Origin of the sequence: Luteipulveratus flavus (assembly GCF_029439465.1) — a bacterium.
Lineage (GTDB): Bacteria > Actinomycetota > Actinomycetes > Actinomycetales > Dermatophilaceae > Luteipulveratus > Luteipulveratus flavus.
This window is the reverse complement of record NZ_JAROAV010000028.1, coordinates 175294-195905: the sequence shown is the minus strand read 5'-3', so window position 1 is coordinate 195905 and position 20612 is coordinate 175294. Positions and strand designations below refer to the sequence as shown.

22 protein-coding genes and 1 tRNA gene are annotated in these 20612 nt (G+C 71.7%); 11 read left to right on the top strand and 12 right to left on the bottom strand.

The window, feature by feature from the left end; genetic code table 11:
- Positions 1-16: 16 nt before the first annotated feature.
- From P4R38_RS09705 to P4R38_RS09685, 5 genes are read right to left on the bottom strand one after another with little or no spacing between them, the layout of a single operon-like run.
- Positions 17-469 (bottom strand): MaoC family dehydratase, encoded by a 453-nt coding sequence (locus tag P4R38_RS09705; protein ID WP_277191974.1) that lies wholly within the window; start codon positions 467-469, stop codon positions 17-19.
- A gap of 3 nt (positions 470-472) precedes the next feature.
- Positions 473-1228 (bottom strand): 3-oxoacyl-ACP reductase FabG, encoded by a 756-nt coding sequence (fabG, locus tag P4R38_RS09700; protein WP_277191973.1) that lies wholly within the window; start codon positions 1226-1228, stop codon positions 473-475.
- 5 nt (positions 1229-1233) lie between these two features.
- On the bottom strand, positions 1234-2049 hold the full coding sequence (locus tag P4R38_RS09695; protein ID WP_277191972.1) for an SDR family oxidoreductase: 816 nt from the start codon (positions 2047-2049) through the stop codon (positions 1234-1236).
- Position 2050: 1 nt separating this feature from the next.
- Positions 2051-2812: an SDR family oxidoreductase gene (locus P4R38_RS09690; protein ID WP_277191971.1), complete on the bottom strand. Its 762-nt coding sequence runs from the start codon at positions 2810-2812 to the stop codon at positions 2051-2053.
- Positions 2796-3941: an acyl-CoA dehydrogenase family protein gene (locus P4R38_RS09685; protein WP_277191970.1), complete on the bottom strand. Its 1146-nt coding sequence runs from the start codon at positions 3939-3941 to the stop codon at positions 2796-2798. The genes P4R38_RS09690 and P4R38_RS09685 overlap by 17 nt, the downstream gene beginning before the upstream one ends.
- A gap of 155 nt (positions 3942-4096) precedes the next feature.
- On the opposite strand from P4R38_RS09685, the gene P4R38_RS09680 reads away from it, so the two are divergent.
- Positions 4097-4714 carry a TetR/AcrR family transcriptional regulator gene (locus P4R38_RS09680; protein WP_277191969.1) on the top strand — a complete coding sequence of 206 codons (618 nt, stop codon included), beginning with the start codon at positions 4097-4099 and terminating at the stop codon, positions 4712-4714.
- A 46-nt stretch (positions 4715-4760) separates the two neighbouring features.
- On the opposite strand, the gene P4R38_RS09675 is transcribed toward P4R38_RS09680, so the two are convergent.
- Complete coding sequence (locus P4R38_RS09675; protein WP_277191968.1) at positions 4761-5681, bottom strand: type IV toxin-antitoxin system AbiEi family antitoxin domain-containing protein; 921 nt, start codon at positions 5679-5681, stop codon at positions 4761-4763.
- Positions 5682-5817: 136 nt separating this feature from the next.
- On the opposite strand from P4R38_RS09675, the gene P4R38_RS09670 reads away from it, so the two are divergent.
- A complete protein-coding gene (locus tag P4R38_RS09670) occupies positions 5818-6558 on the top strand; it encodes a DsbA family oxidoreductase (protein WP_277191967.1) in 741 nt (246 codons plus the stop codon).
- A 6-nt stretch (positions 6559-6564) separates the two neighbouring features.
- On the opposite strand, the gene P4R38_RS09665 is transcribed toward P4R38_RS09670, so the two are convergent.
- Both P4R38_RS09665 and P4R38_RS09660 read right to left on the bottom strand, forming a co-directional pair.
- The gene (locus tag P4R38_RS09665; RefSeq protein ID WP_277191966.1) at positions 6565-7008 is read right to left on the bottom strand and encodes a Cif family virulence factor; all 444 of its coding nucleotides are present in this window, start codon (positions 7006-7008) and stop codon (positions 6565-6567) included.
- The gene (locus tag P4R38_RS09660) at positions 7005-7502 is read right to left on the bottom strand and encodes a YajQ family cyclic di-GMP-binding protein (protein WP_277191965.1); all 498 of its coding nucleotides are present in this window, start codon (positions 7500-7502) and stop codon (positions 7005-7007) included. The genes P4R38_RS09665 and P4R38_RS09660 overlap by 4 nt, the downstream gene beginning before the upstream one ends.
- Before the next feature lie 121 nt (positions 7503-7623).
- Between P4R38_RS09660 and P4R38_RS09655 the strand changes: the two genes are divergently transcribed.
- From P4R38_RS09655 to P4R38_RS09645, 3 genes are all read left to right on the top strand, one after another.
- Entirely contained in the window at positions 7624-8247 is a 624-nt protein-coding gene (locus P4R38_RS09655; protein ID WP_277191964.1) for a ClpP family protease, read from the top strand.
- Positions 8244-8846: a ClpP family protease gene (locus tag P4R38_RS09650; protein ID WP_275237635.1), complete on the top strand. Its 603-nt coding sequence runs from the start codon at positions 8244-8246 to the stop codon at positions 8844-8846. The genes P4R38_RS09655 and P4R38_RS09650 overlap by 4 nt, the downstream gene beginning before the upstream one ends.
- A gap of 49 nt (positions 8847-8895) precedes the next feature.
- Positions 8896-8979: transfer RNA gene (locus tag P4R38_RS09645), tRNA-Tyr, on the top strand.
- A 69-nt stretch (positions 8980-9048) separates the two neighbouring features.
- Here P4R38_RS09645 and P4R38_RS09640 read toward each other — a convergent pair.
- Positions 9049-9867, bottom strand: a complete 819-nt coding sequence (locus P4R38_RS09640) for a MerR family transcriptional regulator (protein ID WP_277191963.1) — start codon at positions 9865-9867, stop codon at positions 9049-9051.
- Positions 9868-9965: 98 nt separating this feature from the next.
- Between P4R38_RS09640 and P4R38_RS09635 the strand changes: the two genes are divergently transcribed.
- From P4R38_RS09635 to P4R38_RS09625, 3 genes are all read left to right on the top strand, one after another.
- Positions 9966-11405, top strand: coding sequence for an MFS transporter (locus tag P4R38_RS09635; RefSeq protein ID WP_275237637.1), 1440 nt, complete (start codon positions 9966-9968; stop codon positions 11403-11405).
- A 60-nt stretch (positions 11406-11465) separates the two neighbouring features.
- Positions 11466-11993: a toxin-antitoxin system HicB family antitoxin gene (locus P4R38_RS09630; protein WP_275237638.1), complete on the top strand. Its 528-nt coding sequence runs from the start codon at positions 11466-11468 to the stop codon at positions 11991-11993.
- An 80-nt stretch (positions 11994-12073) separates the two neighbouring features.
- Entirely contained in the window at positions 12074-12904 is an 831-nt protein-coding gene (locus P4R38_RS09625) for a DUF4097 family beta strand repeat-containing protein (RefSeq protein WP_277191962.1), read from the top strand.
- Positions 12905-13099: 195 nt separating this feature from the next.
- On the opposite strand, the gene P4R38_RS09620 is transcribed toward P4R38_RS09625, so the two are convergent.
- Together P4R38_RS09620 and P4R38_RS09615 are read right to left on the bottom strand one after the other, a co-directional pair.
- Entirely contained in the window at positions 13100-15118 is a 2019-nt protein-coding gene (locus P4R38_RS09620; protein WP_277191961.1) for an acyl-CoA dehydrogenase family protein, read from the bottom strand.
- Position 15119: 1 nt separating this feature from the next.
- Positions 15120-15839 carry a TetR/AcrR family transcriptional regulator gene (locus P4R38_RS09615; protein ID WP_277191960.1) on the bottom strand — a complete coding sequence of 240 codons (720 nt, stop codon included), beginning with the start codon at positions 15837-15839 and terminating at the stop codon, positions 15120-15122.
- A 112-nt stretch (positions 15840-15951) separates the two neighbouring features.
- On the opposite strand from P4R38_RS09615, the gene P4R38_RS09610 reads away from it, so the two are divergent.
- From P4R38_RS09610 to P4R38_RS09600, 3 genes are read left to right on the top strand one after another with little or no spacing between them, the layout of a single operon-like run.
- Entirely contained in the window at positions 15952-17235 is a 1284-nt protein-coding gene (locus P4R38_RS09610) for an acetyl-CoA C-acetyltransferase (RefSeq protein ID WP_277191959.1), read from the top strand.
- A complete protein-coding gene (locus P4R38_RS09605) occupies positions 17232-18596 on the top strand; it encodes a 3-oxoacyl-ACP reductase (protein WP_277191958.1) in 1365 nt (454 codons plus the stop codon). The genes P4R38_RS09610 and P4R38_RS09605 overlap by 4 nt, the downstream gene beginning before the upstream one ends.
- A 2-nt stretch (positions 18597-18598) precedes the next feature.
- Complete coding sequence (locus P4R38_RS09600; RefSeq protein ID WP_277191957.1) at positions 18599-19468, top strand: MaoC family dehydratase; 870 nt, start codon at positions 18599-18601, stop codon at positions 19466-19468.
- Positions 19469-19519: 51 nt separating this feature from the next.
- Here P4R38_RS09600 and P4R38_RS09595 read toward each other — a convergent pair whose 3' ends face one another.
- The gene (locus tag P4R38_RS09595) at positions 19520-20548 is read right to left on the bottom strand and encodes an aldo/keto reductase (protein WP_277191956.1); all 1029 of its coding nucleotides are present in this window, start codon (positions 20546-20548) and stop codon (positions 19520-19522) included.
- Positions 20549-20612: the final 64 nt, after the last annotated feature.

Sequence of the window (20612 nt, the reverse complement as noted above, 5' to 3'; positions counted from 1 at the left end):
GCGACCCGCGACGACGTCACGGGACGATGAGGAACAGGTTCTCCGCGACGCACGCGGGCTTGTCGGCGCCCTCGAGCTCGACGGTGACCTTGATCGTGGCCTGGTAGCCGAGCGACGCCTGGTCGATGGCCAGCATCTCCACGCCCGCCCGTACCTTCGAGCCGACCGGCACCGGGGTGGGGAAGCGGACCTTGTTCGCGCCGTAGTTCACGCCCATCGAGACTCCCTCGACGGTGTAGACCTGTCCGACGAGCATCGGGACCAGGGACAGCGTGAGGTAGCCGTGCGCGATGGTGCCGCCGAACGGACCCGTCTTCGCCTTCTCGACGTCGACGTGGATCCACTGGTGGTCCCCGGTCGCCTCGGCGAACTGGTCGACGGCCTCCTGCGTGACCTGGTGCCACTCGCTGAAGCCGAGGTGCTCGCCGACGGCGCTCTTGGCGTCGTCGATACCGTTGAAACGACGCATGACTCAGTCCTGCGGTCCGCCGGCGACGTACAGCACCTGACCGGAGACGAACCCGGCCTCCTCGCTGACGAAGAAAGACGCCGCGGCCGCGATGTCCTCGGGCGTGCCGACGCGCTGCACCGGGATCTGCTGCGCCGCAGCAGCCTTGAACGCCTCGAACTCCATGCCGACGCGCTCGGCGGTCGCGGCGGTCATGTCGGTGGCGATGAACCCCGGCGCGATCGCGTTGGCCGTCACGTTGAACTTGCCGAGCTCGATGGCCAGCGTCTTGGTGAAGCCCTGCAGGCCGGCCTTCGCGGCGGAGTAGTTCACCTGACCGCGGTTGCCCTGTGCGGACGTCGAGGACAGGTTGACGATGCGACCGAACTTCGCGTCGGTCATGTGCTTCTGGACGGCGCGCGTCATCAGGAACGAGCCGCGCAGGTGCACGTTCATGACGGTGTCCCAGTCGTCGGCGCTCATCTTGAAGATGAGGTTGTCGCGCAGCACGCCCGCGTTGTTGACCAGCACGGTCGGCGCGCCCAGCTCGGACGCGACCCGCTCGACGGCCGCGGTGACGGCGGCCTCGTCGCTGACGTCGCAGCCGATGCCGACGGCCTTGCCGCCGTCGGCGGTGATCTCGTCGGCGACCTTCTGCGAGGCGGCCTCGTCCAGGTCGATCACGGCCACCTGCAGGCCGTCCTTGGCCAGGCGCTTGGCGACGGCCGCGCCGATGCCGCGCGCGGAGCCGGTGACGATGGCGGTACGGGTCTCAGGCATTCAGGTCACTCCTTGGTGTCGGGTTGATCGATCGTGGCAGATGCGTCGTCGACGCGAGCCTGCAGCGCCTGCATGCCCGCGAGCCACCGGTCGGTCCGGGTGGCACGGAAGGCGAGGTAGTCCTGCACCTCCGGGTGCGGCAGGACGAGGAAGCGCTCGGCGGCGACGGCGTCCACGAGGGCGTCGGCCACCGCCTCGGGTGCGAGCGCGCCGTCGTGGCCGACGATGTCGGTGAGGACGGCGCTGCCCGGCTGGTCGTACATCTCGGTGCGCACGCCCTGCGGGCAGATGGCGTGGACGCTCACGCCGCGGTGGCCGTACGTCGCCGCGAGCCACTCCGCGAACGACTCGGTCGCGTGCTTGGTCACGCTGTACGCCGGTGCGCCCAGCATGGTGAGCAGCCCGGCGGCGGAGGCGGTCACCACGAACCGGCCCTCGCCGCGCTCCAGCCAGTCCGGCAGCAGCAGCCGGGCGGCGCGGACGTGCGCCATGACGTTGACGTCCCAGGACGTCGCCCAGTCGTCCTCGCTGGTCCGGTCCAGCTCCAGCCCGCGCAGCACGCCGGCGTTGCCGACCCACACATCGATCGACCCGAGCGCTTCCCGGGCCTGGTCGACCAGCCGTGCGGCGCCGGCCTCGGACGCGCAGTCACCGGGTACGGCGACGGCGTCCAGCTCGCCGGCGAGCGCGGCCAGCGGCTCGTCGAGGACGTCGGCCACGACGAGCCGCGCGCCCTCGGCGTGCAGCCGAGTGGCGATCGCGCGGCCGATCCCGCGGGCGGCGCCGGTGACGACGACGCCCTTTCCCAGCCAGGCGCTCACGTCACACGCCTCCGCGCAGCGTCACGCCGCCGTCCAGGACGATCGTCTGGCCGGTCACCCAGGACGCGTCGTCCGAGGCCAGGAAGGCGACGGCCGAGCCGATGTCCTCGGGGACGCCGAGCCGCTTGAGCGGGTACTGCGCCGAGACCTGCTCCTCGCGGCCCTCGTACAGCGCGGTCGCGAACTGCGTCTTCACCACGGCGGGAGCGACCGCGTTGACCCGGACCTTCGGCCCGAGCTCCATCGCGAGCTCCTCGGTGAGGTGGATCAGCGCGGCCTTGGTGACGCCGTACATGCCGATGCCCGGCGCCGGGCGGATGCCGGCGATCGAGGCGACGTTGACGACCGAGCCGCCGTGCTCCTTCATCCCGGCGGCGTGCACGGCCTTGGTCCACGCCAGCGCGGAGAGCACGTTGACGTCGAACATCTTGCGCGCGGCGCCGGGGTCCAGGTCGAGCAGCGGCCCGTACGCCGGGTTGATGCCGGTGTTGTTGACCAGCACGTCGACGCGGCCGAACGCCTCGGCCGTGCGCGCGATCGCGTCCGCCTGGTGCTCGGCGTCGTCCGCGCGCCCGGCGACCGCGATCGCGACCTCCGGGCCGCCCAGCCGGGCCGCGGCCTCGTCCAGCGCCTCCTGCTTGCGCGCGGTGATGCACACCTTCGCGCCCTCGGCGACCAGACGCTCCGCGGTCGCGTACCCGATGCCGCGGCTCGCGCCCGTGACGATCGCGACCTTGCCGGACAACCTAGAGCCCGAGGTCACGACCGATCAGCTCCTTCATGATCTCGTTCGAGCCGGCCCAGATCTTGGTCACGCGGGCGTCGCGCCAGGCACGGGCCACCCGGTACTCGTTCATGAAGCCGTAACCGCCGTACAGCTGCACGCACTCGTCGAGCACGTCGTTCTGGACCTGGGCGGAGAACCACTTGGCCTTCGCGGCGTCCACCGGGGTCAGCCGGCCCTCGGCGTGCGCGGCCACGCAGTCGTCGACGTACGCCTGGGTCACCTCGATGCGCGTGACCAGCTCGGCGAGCTTGAACTTGTTGTGCTGGAAGGAGCCGATCGCCTGACCGAACGCCTTGCGCTCCTTGGTGTACTCGATCGTCTCCTCGAGGATCTTCGCCGCGTGGGCGACGTTGGAGACGGCGGCGCCGATGCGCTCCTGCGGCAGGCGCTGCATCATCGCGATGAAGCCCTGGCCCTCGGGTCCGAGACGGTTGGCGTCCGGCACGCGCACGTTGTCGAAGAACAGCTCGGAGGTGTCGGACTCGACCTGGCCGACCTTGTCCAGCTTGTTGCCCTTGGTGAAGCCCTCGGTGCCCGCCTCGAGCACGAAAAGCGTGATGCCCTTGGCGCCCTTGCTGGGGTCGGTGCGCACGGCGACGATCGCGAGGTCGCACTGGTGGCCGTTGGTGATGAAGGTCTTGGAGCCGTTGATGACCCAGTCCTCGCCGTCGCGGACGGCGGTGGTCTTCAGCGCGGCGAGGTCGGAGCCGCCGGACGGCTCGGTCATGCCGATGGAGCAGATCAGCTCGCCGGAGGCGATGCCGGGCAGCCAGCGCTGCTTCTGCTCCTCGGTGCCGAGGTCGACGATGTACGGCGGGCACACGTCGGCGTGGATGCCGAAGCAGCTGGAGACGGCCGCGGTGAAGCCGCTGACCTCCTCGGCGAACACTGCGTTGAAGCGGTAGTCGCCCGCGCCCGCGCCGCCGAGCTCCTCCGGGATGTCCAGGCCGAGGAAGCCCTGCTTGCCCGCCTCCTGCCAGATGTCGCGCGGGATGACGTGCTCGCGGATCATCTCCTCGGCGCGCGGCTCCAGGGTCCGCTCGACGAACTCGCGCACCGACGCACGGAACGCCTCGTGGTCCTCGGAGTAGATGTTGCGGGGCATGCGGAGGTCTCCTTCGTCTGCGGGTGAGCAAGCGCTTACACGGTAAGCGCTTGCTTAGCGTCCCTCACGGCGGGATCCTCGTCAACGCGCAGGGCAGAATTGCCGACGGCCCCGAGGGCGGCGGCCGTGCACGTCGAGGTGTCGGAGGTCGGGAGATGGCGCAGGTGGCGCGACCGGGTGCGGGTGGCCGCACGCCGCGCGACGGCGATGCGGTTGCGGGTGCGGGCATCATCGAGGCGGCGCGGAATGCGTTCGCGCAGAAGGGCTTTCACGGGACGACGACCCGCGACATCGCCGCTGCGGCCGGCATGAGCCCGGCCGCGGTGTACGTCCACCACCCGAGCAAGGAGTCGCTGCTCTTCCAGATCTCCCGGCACGGCCACCAGGCGATCCTGGACGCCGTCCGCGCGGCCGTCGTCGAGCACGACACACCGACCGCTCAGCTGCGCGCCCTCGTCTGGACGTTCGCCTACCGGCACGCCGCCCACCACACCTCCGCGCGGGTCGTCTACTACGAGGCCGCCGCGCTGACCGCCGAGCACCGCGAGGTCGTCGACGGGCTGCGCGACGAGATCGGCGAGGTGATGCACGACGTGCTCGCCGCCGGCCAGGGGTCCGGGGAGTTCCGCCTGGACGACATCGAGCTGATCGCCCGGTCGATCGCCGGGATGGGCGTCGACGTGGCCCGCTGGTACGAGGACGGTGGCCCCTGGACGCCCGAGCAGATCGCCGAGCACCAGGCCGAGGCCGCGCTGCGGATGGTCGTCGCCTGATGAACGGGTGTACGAACGCGGCGTATGTCACGCGCTCGTACACCCGTTAGCCGGCGAGTCGGCGTTCGGCAGCGGCCAGGGCCCGCTCGACCTGATCCATGAACGGCTCTGGGCTCACCCGCAGGCCGAGCACCGGGACGCGCAGAACCACGTCGCCGTCCAGCACCACGGTGTTCTGCCGGAGCGCGTCGTCGACCGGAGCGAGACCCCATCCGTGCTGCGCGCCGTCCACCTCGACCACCACCCCGAGGCGGGACCAGCGCACGTCCAGGTAGATGCGGCCGCGAGGCCCCCGGCGTACGACCTGTCGATCGGGCTCGGGCAGGCCACGGCGGCGGCACAGCCGGGCGAAGTCGAGCTCGCCCAGCGAGTGGGCACCGTCGCACACGTCGCGCACGACCTGGTCGATGAGGGCGCGGCGGGCGATGCGGCGCTGCCAGCCCCGCCACACCGTGATCAGCCGGTCCGGCTGGACCACGCCCTGCTGGACGGCCATGGCGACGATCGTGGCGGCCGCCCGGTCCGAGCGAGCCCAGGACGCGGCACGGATGACGGCGTACGTCGGATGGCTCGTCGCGAGCCCGATGCCGACCGCAGGCGGTTCCAGCCCTCGCACCCGGTGGACCCGCACGCCCGCGCTCGACCGGACGTGGGTGTCATGAGGCACGGACACGTGGACGGCGTCCTCGCGCCAGCCGGTGAGTCCGCAGTAGATCAGTGCCGAGGTGCCGTCCAGCCGCGCCAGCCCGCGGACGCCGAGCAGTGCGGCGGCGTACCGCCCCTCGCCGGTCACCTCGGCAACGGCCACCACTTGCGGGCCAAGGACCTGCCACCGTCCGGCCGTGACCTCGGATCGCACGTCGTGCCGGTCGATGCCGAGCGCGGCGAGCTGTCGGCGGCTGATAACGCCGCCCTGGCGGTGGGCGAGCGGCGCCACGAGGCGCCGGCGGGTGTGACGATCGGGCACCGGCCGAGTGTGACGCGAGAGCCGAACCGTCGCGGGAGTCCCTGTGGACAGCCACGGTGGGTGTACGAACGCGGCGTATGTCACGCGCTTGTACACCCGTTAGGCCGGCGCCGCGCGGCGACTTATCGTTGAACCCGTGATCATCGACGCCTGGAGCGACATCGTCTGCCCGTTCTGCCACATCGGTCGACGCCACCTGGAGCTCGCGCTGGAGCAGTTCGAGCACGCCGACGAGGTGGAGGTCGTCTGGCACAGCTTCGAGCTGGACCCACAGGCGCCCGCGACCACCGAGGGGCCGCACCTGGAGGCGATCGCCCGTAAGTACGGCGCTCCGGTCGCCGAGGTCGAGGCGCAGCACCGGCTGATGGCGCAGCAGGCGGCCGCGGTCGGGCTGGACTTCCAGTGGGAGCAGATCCGCGGCGGCAGCTCCCACGACGCCCACCGCGTCATCCACTACGCGCGCAGCCTCGACCTGGAGCAGCCGGTCACCGAGCGGATCATGCGCGGCTGGTACTCCGAGGGCCGCGCCATCGGCGACCGCCCGACGCTGGTGGACCTCGCCGTCGAGGGCGGTCTCGACCGAGCCGGCGTCACAGAGATGCTGGAGTCCGACGCGTTCGGTATCGACGTCCGCACCGACGAGGCGACCGCCCGGCAGATCGGCATCCAGGCCGTGCCGGCGTTCGTGCTCGACCGCAAGTACCTCGTGTCCGGCGCCCAGCCGGTGGAGACGTTCCTCGCGGGGCTGCAGCAGGCGTACGACGACCGCGGCACCGAGCCGACGCCGCGCGCGTCCGGCTGTGGCGGGGGCTGCGGGTGCGGCGCCGGCGGCTGCGGCAGCGCCGGTGAGGGCGACGTCTGCGAGCGCCCCGCCTGAACCCGGTCAGGGCTGGTCGATCGTCAGGCCCTCGCGCTCGTCGTCCCAGGCGATCGCGCTGATCCGCCAGCCCTCGGGGAAGCGGACCAGCTGCATCGACTTCATCCCGCGGCCGGTGAAGGCCTCCCCGTCCTGCGTCCCGGACTTCGAATAGCTGCCGAACCAGTGCGCGATGTCGCCGAACATCTCGACGCGGCCGCTCTCGGGCCACTCGGTGAACTCCGTGAGCGACCCGCCGGCGAGCAGCTCCTGGCGCGGCGTGATGAACCCGTCCACGTCGTACACCGCCGGCTCGGGCCGACCACAGGTCGCGACGACGATCGCGCCGGGGACGAACAGCGCCCGCAGCGCGTCGAGGCGGTCGACCGAGTCGGGCCCGTCGACGAACGCGCCGAGGAACGTCTCGACGACGGCCCGGACCGCGGCGACGTCCTCCGGCCGCGAGGTCATCGGTAGTTGGTGAACTGCAGGGCGACGTCCAGGTCGGCGGACTTCAGCAGCCGCTGGACCTCCTGCAGGTCGTCGCGCGACTTGGAGGTGACCCGCAGCTCGTCCCCCTCGATGCGGGACTTGACCGTCTTCGGGCCCTCGTCGCGGATGATCTTGGAGATCTTCTTGGCGTTCTCCTGGGAGATGCCGTCCTTGAGGGTGGCGTCCAGGCGGTACTCCTTGCCGGACGGCTTCGGGTCGCCGTCGCCGGAGTACTCCAGCGACTTCAGCGACACGCCCCGCTTGACCAGCTTGGTCTGGAAGACGTCGAGCACGGCGCGCACCCGCTCCTCGGAGTTCGCCTTCATGACGATCGTCTCGCCGGACCACTCCAGCGACGCGCCGACGTTCCGGAAATCGTACCGGGTGGAGATCTCCTTGGCCGCCTGGTTCAGCGCGTTGTTGACCTCCTGCTTGTCGGTCTTGCTCACGATGTCGAACGAGCTGTCGGCCATGGCTCCTCCTGGGGTACGGCGGGTGCGGCGGTACGGCGTGCTGCCGCGCCCGAGTATGCCGTGCTCTGCCGTCAGCGAAGATCCCTGGTGCGAGCGCGTCGGCGGGCCGATCGTTGCGGTCATGAGCGACGAACGCGCACCGAACCCGATGGACCAGCTGTCCGCGACCCAGCTGCTGGAGCGGCGCATCCTGCTCCTGGACGGCGAGCTGGACGACGCCGGCGGCACCCGGCTGTGCTCGCAGCTGTTCCTGCTCTCGGCGGCCGACCCCGAGGCCGACATCAGCCTGTGGATCAACTCGCCCGGCGGATCCGTCCCGGCGATGCTCGCGATCATGGACACGATGCGGCTCATCCCGAACACCGTGTCGACGCTCGCGCTCGGGATCGCCTGCAGCGCAGGGCAGTTCCTGCTCACCTCGGGTACGCCGGGGTACCGGTACGCCCTGCCGCACGCCAAGATCCTGATGCACCAGGGGTCGGCCGGCATCGGCGGCAGCGCGGTCGACATCGAGCTGCAGGCGGACGACCTGCGCCTGACCCGCGACACCGTCCTCGCGCTGATGGCGCAGATGACCGGGCAGACCGTGGAGCGGATCTTCGAGGACTCGCTGCGCGACCGGTGGTACACCGCCGAGGCCGCGAAGGCGTACGGGTTCATCGACGACGTGCTGCACGACCTGGACGAGGTACGCCCCAGGCCGCGGACCCGGATCGGGCTGGGCGCGATGGCAGGTGCGCGATGAGCACCTACACGATCCCCAACGTCATCGCGAGCCACCCGCGCGGCGACCGGGTGATGGACGTCTACAGCCACCTGCTGTCCGAGCGGATCGTCTACCTCGGCACCGAGATCGACGACGGCGTCTCCAACGCGCTGATCGCCCAGATCCTGCACCTGGAGTCCCAGGACCCGACCCGCGAGATCAACCTCTACATCAACTCGCCCGGCGGCTCCCTGACCGCGGCCTTCGCGGTGTACGACGCCATGCGGTACGTCCGCCCGCGCATCGCCACCACCGTCGTCGGCCAGGCCTGCTCGACGGCCGCGCTGCTGCTGGCCGCCGGCACGAAGGGCGCTCGCGGGGTGCTGCCGCACGCGCGGGTGCTGCTCAGCCAGCCGTCCGGGCAGGGGAGGGGCGCCATCCCCGACCTGATCCTGCAGGCCGACGAGGTCATCCGGCTGCGGGCCGCTGCCGAGCTGGTACTCAGCCAGCACACCGGGCAGGAGGTCGAGACGCTGCGAAGGGACACCGACCGGGACCGCATCTTCGACCCCGAGTCCGCGGTGGCGTACGGCCTGGCCGACCATGTGGTGGCCTACCGCAAGGACGCCGCCGAGTAGTCGATTGGAGAACTGCCCGGTCCCGTTGCTATCCTCCTCGTGCACTCACGCCAGGTTGCCCGAGCGGCCAATGGGAACGGACTGTAAATCCGTCGCGAAAGCTTCCAAGGTTCGAATCCTTGACCTGGCACCACAGTGCAGAAGGCCCCGGGACCACGTCCCGGGGCCTTCGCCGTGCCGTCGTGCTGTCCTCGCCTGCCGATCAGCCGCTGATCGGCAGGTAGATCTCGGTGACCAGCTGCTCCGGCGGGGTGGTGCTCGGGTCGTTGAGGTAGACGTAGCGCATCCCGGCCACGCCCGGGGTGCCCCGGTCGGCGGCCCAGCGGACGAGCTGGTCGCACGCCTCAGCGAGCTGCTCGTACGGCCCGGTGACCACGGCGCGCGCGGCGGGCTGCTCCGGCAGCTCGCGCACGGCCAGCGGCTCGGCGGCCTCGGTGCCGGGTGCGACGGGCACGAAGACCTCCTTGTCGACGTCCTGCTCCTGGTACTCCTCGTCGAGGTCGATCGCCCCGCACGGCCCGGTCAGGGCGATGCCCTGCCGGCCGAGCTCGGGGAGGATCCGGTCCCACAGCTGCTGCTCGTCGCCGTAGGTCGGGATCGTGCCGCGCAGCGCGGCGACGGTGCGTGCCTCGAACGGCGTGCTGTCGATGGTGATGTCCATGGTCGGCTCCTGGTGGTGCGCCTCGCGCATCCGGTCGATGAGAGTGAGGCGGTGCGACGCCACCCGTAGGTCGTCCACGAGGACCGCGCGCTGCTGGTCGAGCGCGTGGCCGAAGGTGGAGCCGTTCCGGGCGGCGAGCAGGGCACCGATGGCGGGCACGCCGAACCCCACGTCGCGCAGCTGTCGGACGAGCAGGGCGTCGTCGGTCTGGGTCGTCGCGTACCACCGGTAGCCGGTGGCGTCGTCGACGTACGCCGGTCGCAGGACGTCGTGCTCGTCGTAGTGCCGCAGCATCCGGACGCTGATCCGCGTGAGGGCGGAGAAGCGGCCGATGGGCAGGAGATCGGAGGTGCCGGTCATGCGGTCAGCCTGGGCTCTCACACCGTGGAAGAGTCAACCGGGACGCGCCGAGGGCCTCGCAGCGGAATGTGTCGCGGGTCACATCGGTTGGCCCCAGTGTGAGCGAGGTCGGTGAGTCCGCCGGGCTGCGGATGAACGAGAAGCGGGGGCGGCTGCTGCTGCTCACCACGATCCTGGGCTCGGGGATGGCCTTCCTCGACGGCACGATCGTCAACGTCGCGCTGCCCCGCATCGGCAAGGAGCTGCAGGCCGACCTCGCCGGCCTCCAGTGGGTCGTCAACGGCTACACGCTCACCCTCGCCTCGCTGATCCTGGTCGGCGGGTCACTGGGGGACCGGCTCGGCCGCAAGCGCGTGTACGGGTGGGGCGTCGCCGGGTTCGCCGTCATGTCGGTGCTGTGCGCCCTCGCGCCAACCATCGAGATCCTGGTCGCGTCCCGCCTGCTGCAGGGTGTCGCCGCCGCCCTGCTCACCCCGGGGAGCCTCGCGATGCTCCAGGCGAGCTTCCATCCCGACGACCGGATGCGGGCCATCGGCGCCTGGACCGGGATGCTCGGCATCGCCACGGCCGGCGGCCCGGTCGTCGGCGGCTGGCTGGTCGGGATCGAGTGGCGGCTGGCGTTCTGGCTGAACGTCCCGCTCGCTGCGATCGTGCTCCTCCTGCTGCGCTCGGCGCCGGAGTCCCGGGACGAGGAGGCGTCGCACCATACCGACCTGGCCGGGGTCCTGCTCGCCCCGATCGGGCTGGCCGGGATCACCTGGGCACTCACCGCCTGGCCGGACACCGGCGCGTCGGTCAGCACGCTGCTCAGCCTGGCCGTCGGCGTCCTCGCCTGCGTCGCGTTCGTCGTCGCCGAGCGGCGCGAGCGCGATCCGATGGTGCCGCTGTCCCTCTTCGCCAACCGCACCTTCAGCGTCATCAACCTGGTGACCCTGGTCGTCTACGGCGCGCTGTCGGGGAGCATGTTCTTCATCGCGGTGTTCCTGCAGGTCAGCGCCGGCTGGAGTCCGCTGGCGGCCGGCGCGGCCACCGTGCCGATGAGCGTGATCATGCTCTTCCTCGCCTCCCGCTTCGGCGGCATCGCCAGCACGTACGGCGCTCGTACGCCGATGCTCGCCGGCTCGGTCCTGATCGCCGCCGCTCTCGCTCTCCTGGCCCTCGCGCCCGACGACCCGTCGTTCTGGCGGCACATCCTCCCCGGCGTGACGTTGATGGGGTTCGGCCTGTCGATGCTGGTGGCGCCGCTGACCGGCACCGTGCTCGCCGCCGCGCCACCGAGCCGCTCCGGCCTGGCGAGCGGCATCAACAACGCGATCTCCCGTACGGCCGGGCTGCTGGCCATCGCGGTGCTGCCGCTGCTGGTCGGCCTGTCCGGGCGCGAGTACGCCCAGGGCCACCTGGTGGCGGACGCCTACCGGCAGGCCATGTGGTGGTGCGCCGCGCTCGTCCTGGCTGGCACCGTCGTCACCGCCTTCGGTCTGGAGCGCCACTGCAACCGGCAGATGGCGGAGCCCGCGACGGAGGGCTCGCCGGCCTGACGTCGACCTGACGCACAGTGATGCTTGACGTGACGTCACGGTGACGTCATAGTGGTGCACATGGACATCACGCCCTACGTCGAGCTCCTTCGCCAGGATCTGCAGCGCGCAGCCGAGATCGGTGGCGACGAGGGTCGCGCCGCTGCGCAGCGGCTGCTGCTCGCGCTGGACCCCTCGGCCCGCCTTGCGCTCATGGAGGCGGTCAGCCAGGCGGCGGCCGAGATCACCGCGGAGATGCCGTCCGGGTCCGTCGACGTCCGGCTCAACGGGCGGCGGCTGGACTTCGTCGTCGACGCCGGCGCGTCGATCGCCCCCGAGCCGCCCACCCCGCCCGCACCGCCGGTCCCGCCGGCGCCCTCGGGCGAGGAGGAGGCCGACGGCGGACTGGCGCGGGTGACGCTGCGCCTGCCGGAGTCGGTCAAGAAGCGTGCCGAGGAGCGCGCTGCCGCGGCCGGCCAGTCGCTGAACACCTGGCTGGTCGCCGTGGTCCGGGCGGCCGCCCAGGGTGACACCGCCGACCCGCGGTCCGCCTCCTTCGACCCGTTCGCGAGGCACCGCGACAGCCGCCGGATGAGCGGCTGGCTCTAACCCCCACCACCCACCCGTCCTGACGGGACGTCACGCCGACGTCCTGCGATACCCCACACCCATCGAGAGGGAGATCCGCCATGCCCGAGTACATCTTCGAGACCCCCGAGCCCGTCGAGCTGTTCGTCGAGATCGGCGGCGGGAAGGTCGACGTCGTCGCCGAGGACACCGGGACCACCCGGGTCGAGGTCGAGGGCGATGACGCTGATGACGTCACCGTGACGCAGGACGGACGTCACGTCCGTGTCGTCGGGCCGAAGGGCCGCCGCGTCCGCCTCGGCTTCGTCAAGGACCTGCGGGTCAGCGTCGTCGTGCCGTCCGGCAGCGACGCGATCACGCGGACCGGCTCCGCGGACGTCCAGCTCACCGGCGAGTACGGCTCCGGCCGGTTCTCCGCCGGGTCCGGCCGGGTGACCGTGCCGACCTTCACCGGATCGGTGGAGATCGACACGGGCTCGGGCCGGGCGACCGTCGCCGAGGTCGGGGGAGCGCTGCGCTCCAAGACCGGGTCCGGCGAGCTCGAGGTGGGCTCGTGCGGTGGCGACGCCTCCGTGTCCGCCGGCTCCGGCGGCGTCCGGGTGGGTGTCCTGCACGGCGCGCTGGTGCTGAAGGCCGGCTCGGGTCACGTCGAGCTGGGCCAGGTCGGCGCGGAGACCACCGTCACCACCGGCAGCGGCGACATCACCGTGGGCCGGATCGCGCGCGGCTCGCTGAGCGCTCGGGGCGGCTCGGGCGACATCCAGGTCGGTGTCCCGGCCGGGACACCCGTCTGGACCGACATCAGCACCGGCAGCGGCCGGCTGCGCAACCAGCTCGCGTCCGTCGGCGAGCCGGAGCCCGGTCAGGAGCACGTCGAGCTGCGGCTCGGCACCGGCAGCGGCGACGTCGAGCTGCGCCAGGCGCAGGACTGAGCAGACCTGACCGATCAGAGCAGCACCCGTGGAAGGAGCACGTCATGGCAGAGAACCACGCACTGTACGAAGGGGCCGCCCGTCAGGCCGCGACCCGACGCGACGCAGCGGAGCGGGCGCGGTCCCGGCGCCGACCCTCGGTGGAGCCGGCCCGCGAGCACGCCCACCCGTGGCCGGACCACCCGTGGTCCACCCTCATGCACCGCCTGGCGCATCCGGCAGCGCCGCGATCGGTGCGGTGATGAGGCTCTCGGGGACTCCCATCGCGTCCACGAGGGTGAGCGCGTGCGGCCGCAGGTCCCGGCACAGCTGGTTGACCTGCGCCGTCACCGCTCGCGACCGTGCGGTCCCGATGCGGCCGTGCTCGATGAACCAGCCCTTGTCCTCCTCGATCGAGGACAGCGCGTACAGGCTGCACACCCGGTCGAGCAGCTCGCGCGCCGGGCCCTGCGGCATCGCCTCGACCGCCTCGGCGAACGCCTCCAGCACGATCCGGTCGATGTGCGCCCGCGCGGCGAGCAGGACGTGGTCCTGCGCGGCGTTGAACAGCTCGAAGGCGTTCTCCTTGGTCGCGCGCCGCAGCCGCTTCCCGACCGTCTCCAGCAGGTGGTCGGCGCGCTGCTCGAACATCGACAGCTGCCAACCGCGGTCGTCCAGGGCCGACTCGTCGTCGCGGCCCTTGGCCAGGTCCAGCAGCTTCTGGACGCCGGCGCGACCGGTCGTCCGCTCCACCACGCCCTCGGCCACCTGCTTGCTGACCATGCCGACCAGCGCGGCGCCGTCCAGGTCGCCCCACAGCTCCTTGTACTCGGTCAGCAGACCCTTGGCGACCAGCTGCAGCAGCACGGTGTTGTCGCCCTCGAACGTCGTGAAGACGTCGACGTCGGCCCGCATCTGACCGAGCTGGTTCTCGGCGATGTACCCCGCACCGCCACACGCCTCGCGGGAGGCCTGGATCGTGTCCAGGGCGTGCCAGGTCGTGACCGCCTTCAGCCCGGCGACGCGCGTCTCGAGCTCGCGCTGGGCCTCCTGGTCCTTGGTCGTCCCCGAGGCGCCCTCGCCGTGCAGCTCCTGCAGCCGCTCGGTGACCTGGTTCTGGGCCAGGCCGAGCGCGTACGACTTCGCCAGGCGCGGCAGCAGCTTGCGCTGGTGGGCGAGGTAGTCCAGGACGACGACCTCCTGCTCCTCGCCGGGCGCCTCGAACTGGCGGCGCTGGCTGCCGTACCGGATGGCGATCGCCAGAGCCTTCTTCGCGGCGGAGCCGGCGCCACCGCCCACGCACACCCGTCCGCGCACGAGCGTGCCGAGCATGGTGAAGAAGCGGGCGTTCTCGCTCTCGATGGCGGAGTGGTAGTGGCCGTCCTCGTCGATGTCGCCGAACGCGTTGAGCAGATTCTCCCGCGGCACGCGGACCTGGTCGAACGCGAACGTGCCGTTGTCGACCCCGGGCAGGCCCGCCTTGTAGCCGTTGTCGCCGGTGACGACGCCCGGCAGCGGGCCGCCCTGCTCGTCGCGGACGGGCACCAGGACCGCGTGCACGCCGTGGGGGCCCGCGTCGGTGATCAGCTGGGCGAACACGACGGCCATGCGCGCGTCGCGGGCGGCGTTGCCGATGTAGGTCTTCACCGAGGACGGCGTCGGGCTGTGCACGACCAGCTCACCGGTGCGGGCGTCGTACGTCGCCGTCGTCTCGATCCGCTGCACGTTGCTGCCGTGCCCGACCTCGGTCATGGCGAAGGAGCCCAGCAGCCGCCCGGTCATGATGTCCTCGAGGTACGCCGTGTGGTGGCGGTCGGTGCCGAGCCGGCTGACGGCGCCGCCGAAGAGGCCGAACTGCACCCCGAGCTTGACCAGCAGCGACAGATCGCCGAAGGCCTGCATCTCGAACGCCACGCACGAGGCGCCGTAGTCCAGCTCGCCGCCGTAGGAGGTGGGGAAGCCGATGCGGCCGTAGCCGTGGTCGGCCAGGACCTGCAGCTGCCGCAGGACGCGGTCGCGCTGCTCCTCGACGGTCCCGCCGGGCTCGCCGAGGACCCAGGACGGCTGGAGGTCGCTGCGGATCCGCCGGCGCAGGTCGCCCCAGGCGCCGTCGAGCACGGTGCAGATCTGCTCGGCGACGGCCTGGTCGGACCCGGTGGGAGCGGTGGGCCGGGTCGGGGCCGCGGGGTCCGGCGCGCCCTCGGCGGCGGTGGTGGTCACGGAGTCGGTGGCCATGTCAGTCTCCTGAGGTCTGGGTGGATTCGGTGGAGCCGGACGGACGGGGGCCGGCGAGCACGCCGGACAGCCCGAACGCCGCGAAGTCGGCGAGCTGCTGGGCGACAGCCTCCCGGGGCTGCCGGTTCGGGTCGACGAGCCACCGGTCGGCGGACTCCCGGACGAACCCGACCAGGCCGTGCGACCAGGTGAGCGCGGCGGCCGGGTCACGGCCGGAGGCGGCCAGCGGCCCCTCGAACAGACCGGCCAGCGTGGAGGCGATGGCGTCGGCGAGCCCGGTGACCGGGTCGCGGTCCGGCGGGACGTCCAGGAGTGGGCGGCGCGTCACGAATCGGTACAGCTCGGGGTCGTGCTCGACGAGGCGCAGGTAGCTGTCGATGACGGCGACGAGCGCGGGCCGCGGGTCTCGGCCCATCTCCAGCACGGCGTCACGGTCCACGGACGCGTCCAGCGCCTGGCCGACGTCCTTGACGATGAGCTCGTCCACGGCCTCGCACACGGCGAGGTAGAGCCCGAGCCGGTCGCCCAGGTGGCGGTAGATCACGGTCTTGCTGGTGTGCGCCTCGGCGGCGATCTCGTCCATGCCGATCGTCGCCCCGTGCTTGCGGATCGCCTTGATCGCCGCGTCGACGAGCTCGCGCCGGCGCGTGGTGCGGTGCTGCGCCCAGCGGCTGTCCCGGCCGTCGGGCCGGGCCGCGGAGGTACCAGGTGGTGCGCTCATGGAATCCGACAGTACCCGCTACGCGTTGTACCTGCTACTGTCCGTATCGGTAAGTCATCGGGAGGCCCTCCGCCCCGGGCCGGCCTCACGCCTCGCAATCGCAGGAGTTCGCATGACCACTCGCGACGTCGTCATCGTCGGCGGCAACCGCATCCCGTTCGCTCGCTCAGGCGGGAAGTACCTCAAGGCCTCCAACCAGGACATGCTCACCGCGACGATCGACGGCCTGGTGGCCCGCTTCGGTCTGCAGGGTGAGCGGCTGGGCGAGGTCGCCGCGGGCGCGGTGATCAAGCACGCCCGCGACTTCAACCTGACCCGGGAGGCCGTGCTCGGCTCGCACCTGGCGCCGCAGACCCCGGCGTACGACGTGCAGCAGGCGTGCGGCACCGGTCTGGAGACGGCGATCCTGGTCGCCAACAAGATCGCCCTCGGGCAGATCGAGGCCGGCATCGCCGCAGGCACCGACACCACCAGCGACGCTCCGCTCGCCGTGAACGACGACCTGCGCCGCACGCTGATGGAGCTCAACTACGCCAAGACGCCGCAGCAGCGGCTCAAGGCCCTCACCAAGGTCCGCCCGAACCAGCTGGCGCCCGAGCAGCCGCAGAACTCCGAGCCGCGCACCGGGCTGTCGATGGGCGAGCACATGGCCCTCACCGCCAAGGAGTGGGGCATCACCCGCGAGGCGCAGGACGAGCTGACCCTGCGCAGCCACCAGAACCTCGCCGCGGCGTACGACCGCGGGTTCTTCGACGACCTGGTGACGCCGTACCTCGGTCTCACCCGCGACCAGAACCTGCGCGCCGACACCTCGCTGGAGAAGCTCGCGAAGCTCAAGCCCGCGTACGACAAGGGCAACCCGGACGCGACCATGACGGCCGGCAACTCCACGCCGCTGACCGACGGCGCCTCGGCCGTCCTGCTCAGCACCCGGGAGTGGGCCGCCGAGCGCAACCTGCCCGTCCTGGCCCGGTTCGTCGACGCCGAGACCGCGGCGGTCGACTACGTGAACGGCGAGGAGGGCCTGCTGATGGCCCCGGCGTACGCCGTGCCGCGCCTGCTCGCCCGCAACGGCCTCTCCCTGCAGGACTTCGACTACTACGAGATCCACGAGGCGTTCGCCTCGACCGTGCTCTCGACCCTCGCCGCCTGGGAGAGCGAGGAGTTCTGCAAGGGCCGGCTCGGTCTCGACGCGCCGCTGGGCTCGATCGACCGCAGCCGGCTCAACGTCAACGGCTCGTCCCTCGCGGCGGGCCACCCGTTCGCGGCCACCGGTGGCCGCATCGTCGCCTCGCTGGCCAAGCAGCTGCACGAGAAGGGCTCGGGCCGCGGCCTGATCTCCATCTGTGCGGCCGGCGGCCAGGGTGTCGTCGCGATCCTGGAGGCAACGAAGTGACCGACACGCTCACCAAGCTCACCAACCAGGGCCTCGGCAAGACCGTCGCCGTCAGGCTCGGCCTGCCGCGTCCCGCGCTCCTGCGCCGGTACGCCGAGGGCCAGGACCTCCTCGACGGTCCGGCCGCCGTCGGCTCGATCGGCGACGGCCCGGTCGCCGCGTCCGCCACGGCGATCATCGCGGCCTCCGGTGCGAATGTCGTTGCGGCGACTGCGGACTCGACATACGCGGACAAGCTCGCGGCGGTCGTGTACGACGCGTCCGGCGCGCGCACGCTCGACCAGCTGGAGGCGCTCCGGGCCACGCTCGGCCCGGCGGTCAAGGCGCTCGGCAAGAACGGCCGCGTGATCGTGATCGGCACCCCGCCCGCCGAGCTCGACGACCCCGAGGCCGCGGCGACCCAGCAGGCGCTGGAGGGCATCACCCGCTCGATCGGCAAGGAGCTGCGGGCCGGCGGCACCGCGAACCTGCTGTGGGTGGCGGGGGAGGCGCAGGGCGACTCGGCCGTGCTCGCCGCGCCGCTGCGGTTCTTCCTCTCCAGCCGCTCGGCGTACGTCTCGGGTCAGCCGGTTCTCGTGCGCGAGGGCGAGATCCCCGACGTCGACGACTGGCACCACCCGCTCGCCGGCGAGGTCGCCGTCATCACCGGTGCCGCGCGCGGCATCGGAGCCGAGATCGCGAAGGTGTTCGCCCGGGCCGGCGCGAAGGTCATCGTGGTGGACATCCCGGCGGCGGGGGAGTCGCTCGCCAAGGTCGCCAACGGCATCGGCGCCACCGCACTCCAGCTGGACGTGACCGCCGCCGACGCCGGTGAGCGGATCGCGGCCGCTGTCGCCCAGGTCGGCGACAGGCTGGACGTCATCGTCCACAACGCCGGCATCACCCGCGACAAGATGTTCGTCAACACCGACGAGTCCCGTTGGGGCAGCGTCCTGGACGTGAACCTGCAGTCCCAGCTGCGGATGAACAAGGTCCTCCTCGACCCGAGCGTCGCCGGCGGCCTGCGGGACGGCGGACGCATCGTCAGCGTCGCCTCGATCAGCGGCATCGGCGGCAACCGCGGTCAGTCCAACTACGCCGCGTCCAAGGCCGGCGTCATCGGGCTGGTGCGCTCGCTGTCGCAGGAGCTCGCCGACCGGCGCATCACCGTCAACGCCGTCGCTCCCGGGTTCATCGAGACCGAGATGACCGCGAAGATCCCACTGGCCACCCGCGAGGTCGGCCGCCGGCTGAACTCCCTCCTGCAGGGCGGGCAGCCGGTGGACGTCGGCGAGGCGATCGCGTTCTTCGCCGAGCCGGGCAGTGCGGGCGTCACCGGCCAGGTGCTGCGGGTCTGCGGTCAGAGCCAGCTCGGGGCCTGACGATGCCTTCGAACCGCACGATCGAGGTCTCCTCGGAGCCGCGCCTGGCGCCGGTGTTCCTCAAGGCGGTCGCGATGTCGCGGCTGCGGTCGGGCACCGCCCTGCCGCGGCTGGACGTCGTCCGCCGGGACATCCGGGTCGACGCCGACCGGCTGGCCGCGTACGCCCACCTCACCGGGTTCCCGCTGCGCAACGAGCTGCCGTCCACGTACCTGCACAACCTGTCGTTCCCGCTGCAGGTGACGTTGTTCGCGGACCGGTCCTACCCGTATCCGCTGACCGGCAACGTGCACCTGAGCAACCGGATCACCCAGCACCGCCCGGTCCTGCTGGACGAGCCGGTCACGCTGACGGTGCGGACGGCGAACGCGCGCCCGCACCGTCGCGGCGCGCTCGCGGACGTCATCGGTGAGGGCCGGGTCGGTGACGACCTGGTCTGGGAGGGCGTGAGCACCTACCTCTACCGCGGGCAGCAGGCGGACGGCACCACGGAGCCGCAGGCCGACGAGGGCGATGCCGTCGACGGCTCCGGCGCCCTGTGGCGGCTGCCCGGCGACCTCGGCCGCCGGTTCGCGGACGTGAGCGGGGACGTCAACCCGATCCACCTGAACTCGCTCGCGGCGAAGGCGCTGGGCTTCCCGACGACGATCGCGCACGGGGCGTGGAGCATGGCCAGGATGCTCGGCGCGCTGGAGAACCGGCTGCCGGACGCGTACTCCTACGACGTGTCGTTCCGCAAGCCGGTGCTGATCCCGTCGACCGTACGGTTCGTCGCGAGGCGGGACGCCGGAACCGGTCAGGTCGCGCTCGCGCTGCGCAACCACCAGAAGGGCACCGAGCACGCCCGGGGCACGATCACGCCGCTGGACTGACCGACGCGGAGCATCCCGCCACAGGACGACCTGTGGCGGGATGCGGCGCGCTCAGGCGGCGCTGCGCTCGTCGCGGGGCCGACGTCGCAGGGCGGGCGTGGTGACGGCCGGCGGCTGGTAGGCCATGTCCAGTGGTGACACCTCGGTCCCGGGCGGCACGATCTCGTCGATCGCGTCGAGCACGTCCTCCTTGAGCGCGACATCGAGCCCGGTCAGCACGTCCTCCAGCTGCTCCATCGTGCGCGGCCCCATGATCGCGCTCGTGACATCGGGGTGGGTGATCGCGAACGCCATGGACAGGTGGGTGAGCGACAGGCCGGCCTTGTCGGCCAGCACGATCAGCTGCTCCACGGCGTCCAACCGCCGTTCGTCCCGCATGTAGCCGAACCCGAACCCCGCCCGGTGGGTGTCGTTGGCCCCGCCCTTGCGGTAGCGGCCGGTGAGCATGCCGCCGGCGAGCGGGCTGTAGACGAGGGTTCCGACGCCGAAGTCGTGGCAGACCGGCAGCACCTCCCGCTCGATGGTGCGGCTGAGGATCGAGTACGTCGGCTGCTCGGTGCGGAACCGCTCGAGCCCGCGCCGCTCCGACACCCACTGGGCGCGCACGAGGTCGGACGCGGGGAAGGTGGAGGTGCCGATCGCGCGGACCTTCCCGGCGCGGACGAGGTCGGTGAGCGCCGAGAGCGTCTCCTCGATGTCGACGCCCGGGTCCGGGCGGTGCACCTGGTAGAGGTCGATGTGGTCGGTCTGCAGGCGGCGCAGGGAGCCCTCGACGGCGCGCATGATCCAGCGCCGCGAGTTGCCCCGCATGTTCGGGTCCTCACCCATGGGCAGGTGGAACTTCGTGGCGAGGACGACGTCGTCACGGCGGCCCTGCAGTGCCCTGCCGACGATCTCCTCCGACTCGCCGGTCGCGTACGCGTCGGCGGTGTCGACGAGGTTGACGCCCGCGTCGAGTGCTCGGTGGACGATCCGCACGGAGTCGGCGTGATCGCCGTTGCCCATCCGGTTGAGCATCATGGCTCCGAGGGCGTACGGGCTGACCTGGATGCCGGTGGCTCCGAGGCTGCGGTAATGCATGGTTCGCTCCTTCGCGCTATGTTGAGAGGTCGAAACGGAACAATGATCCGCTTCGACTATATGG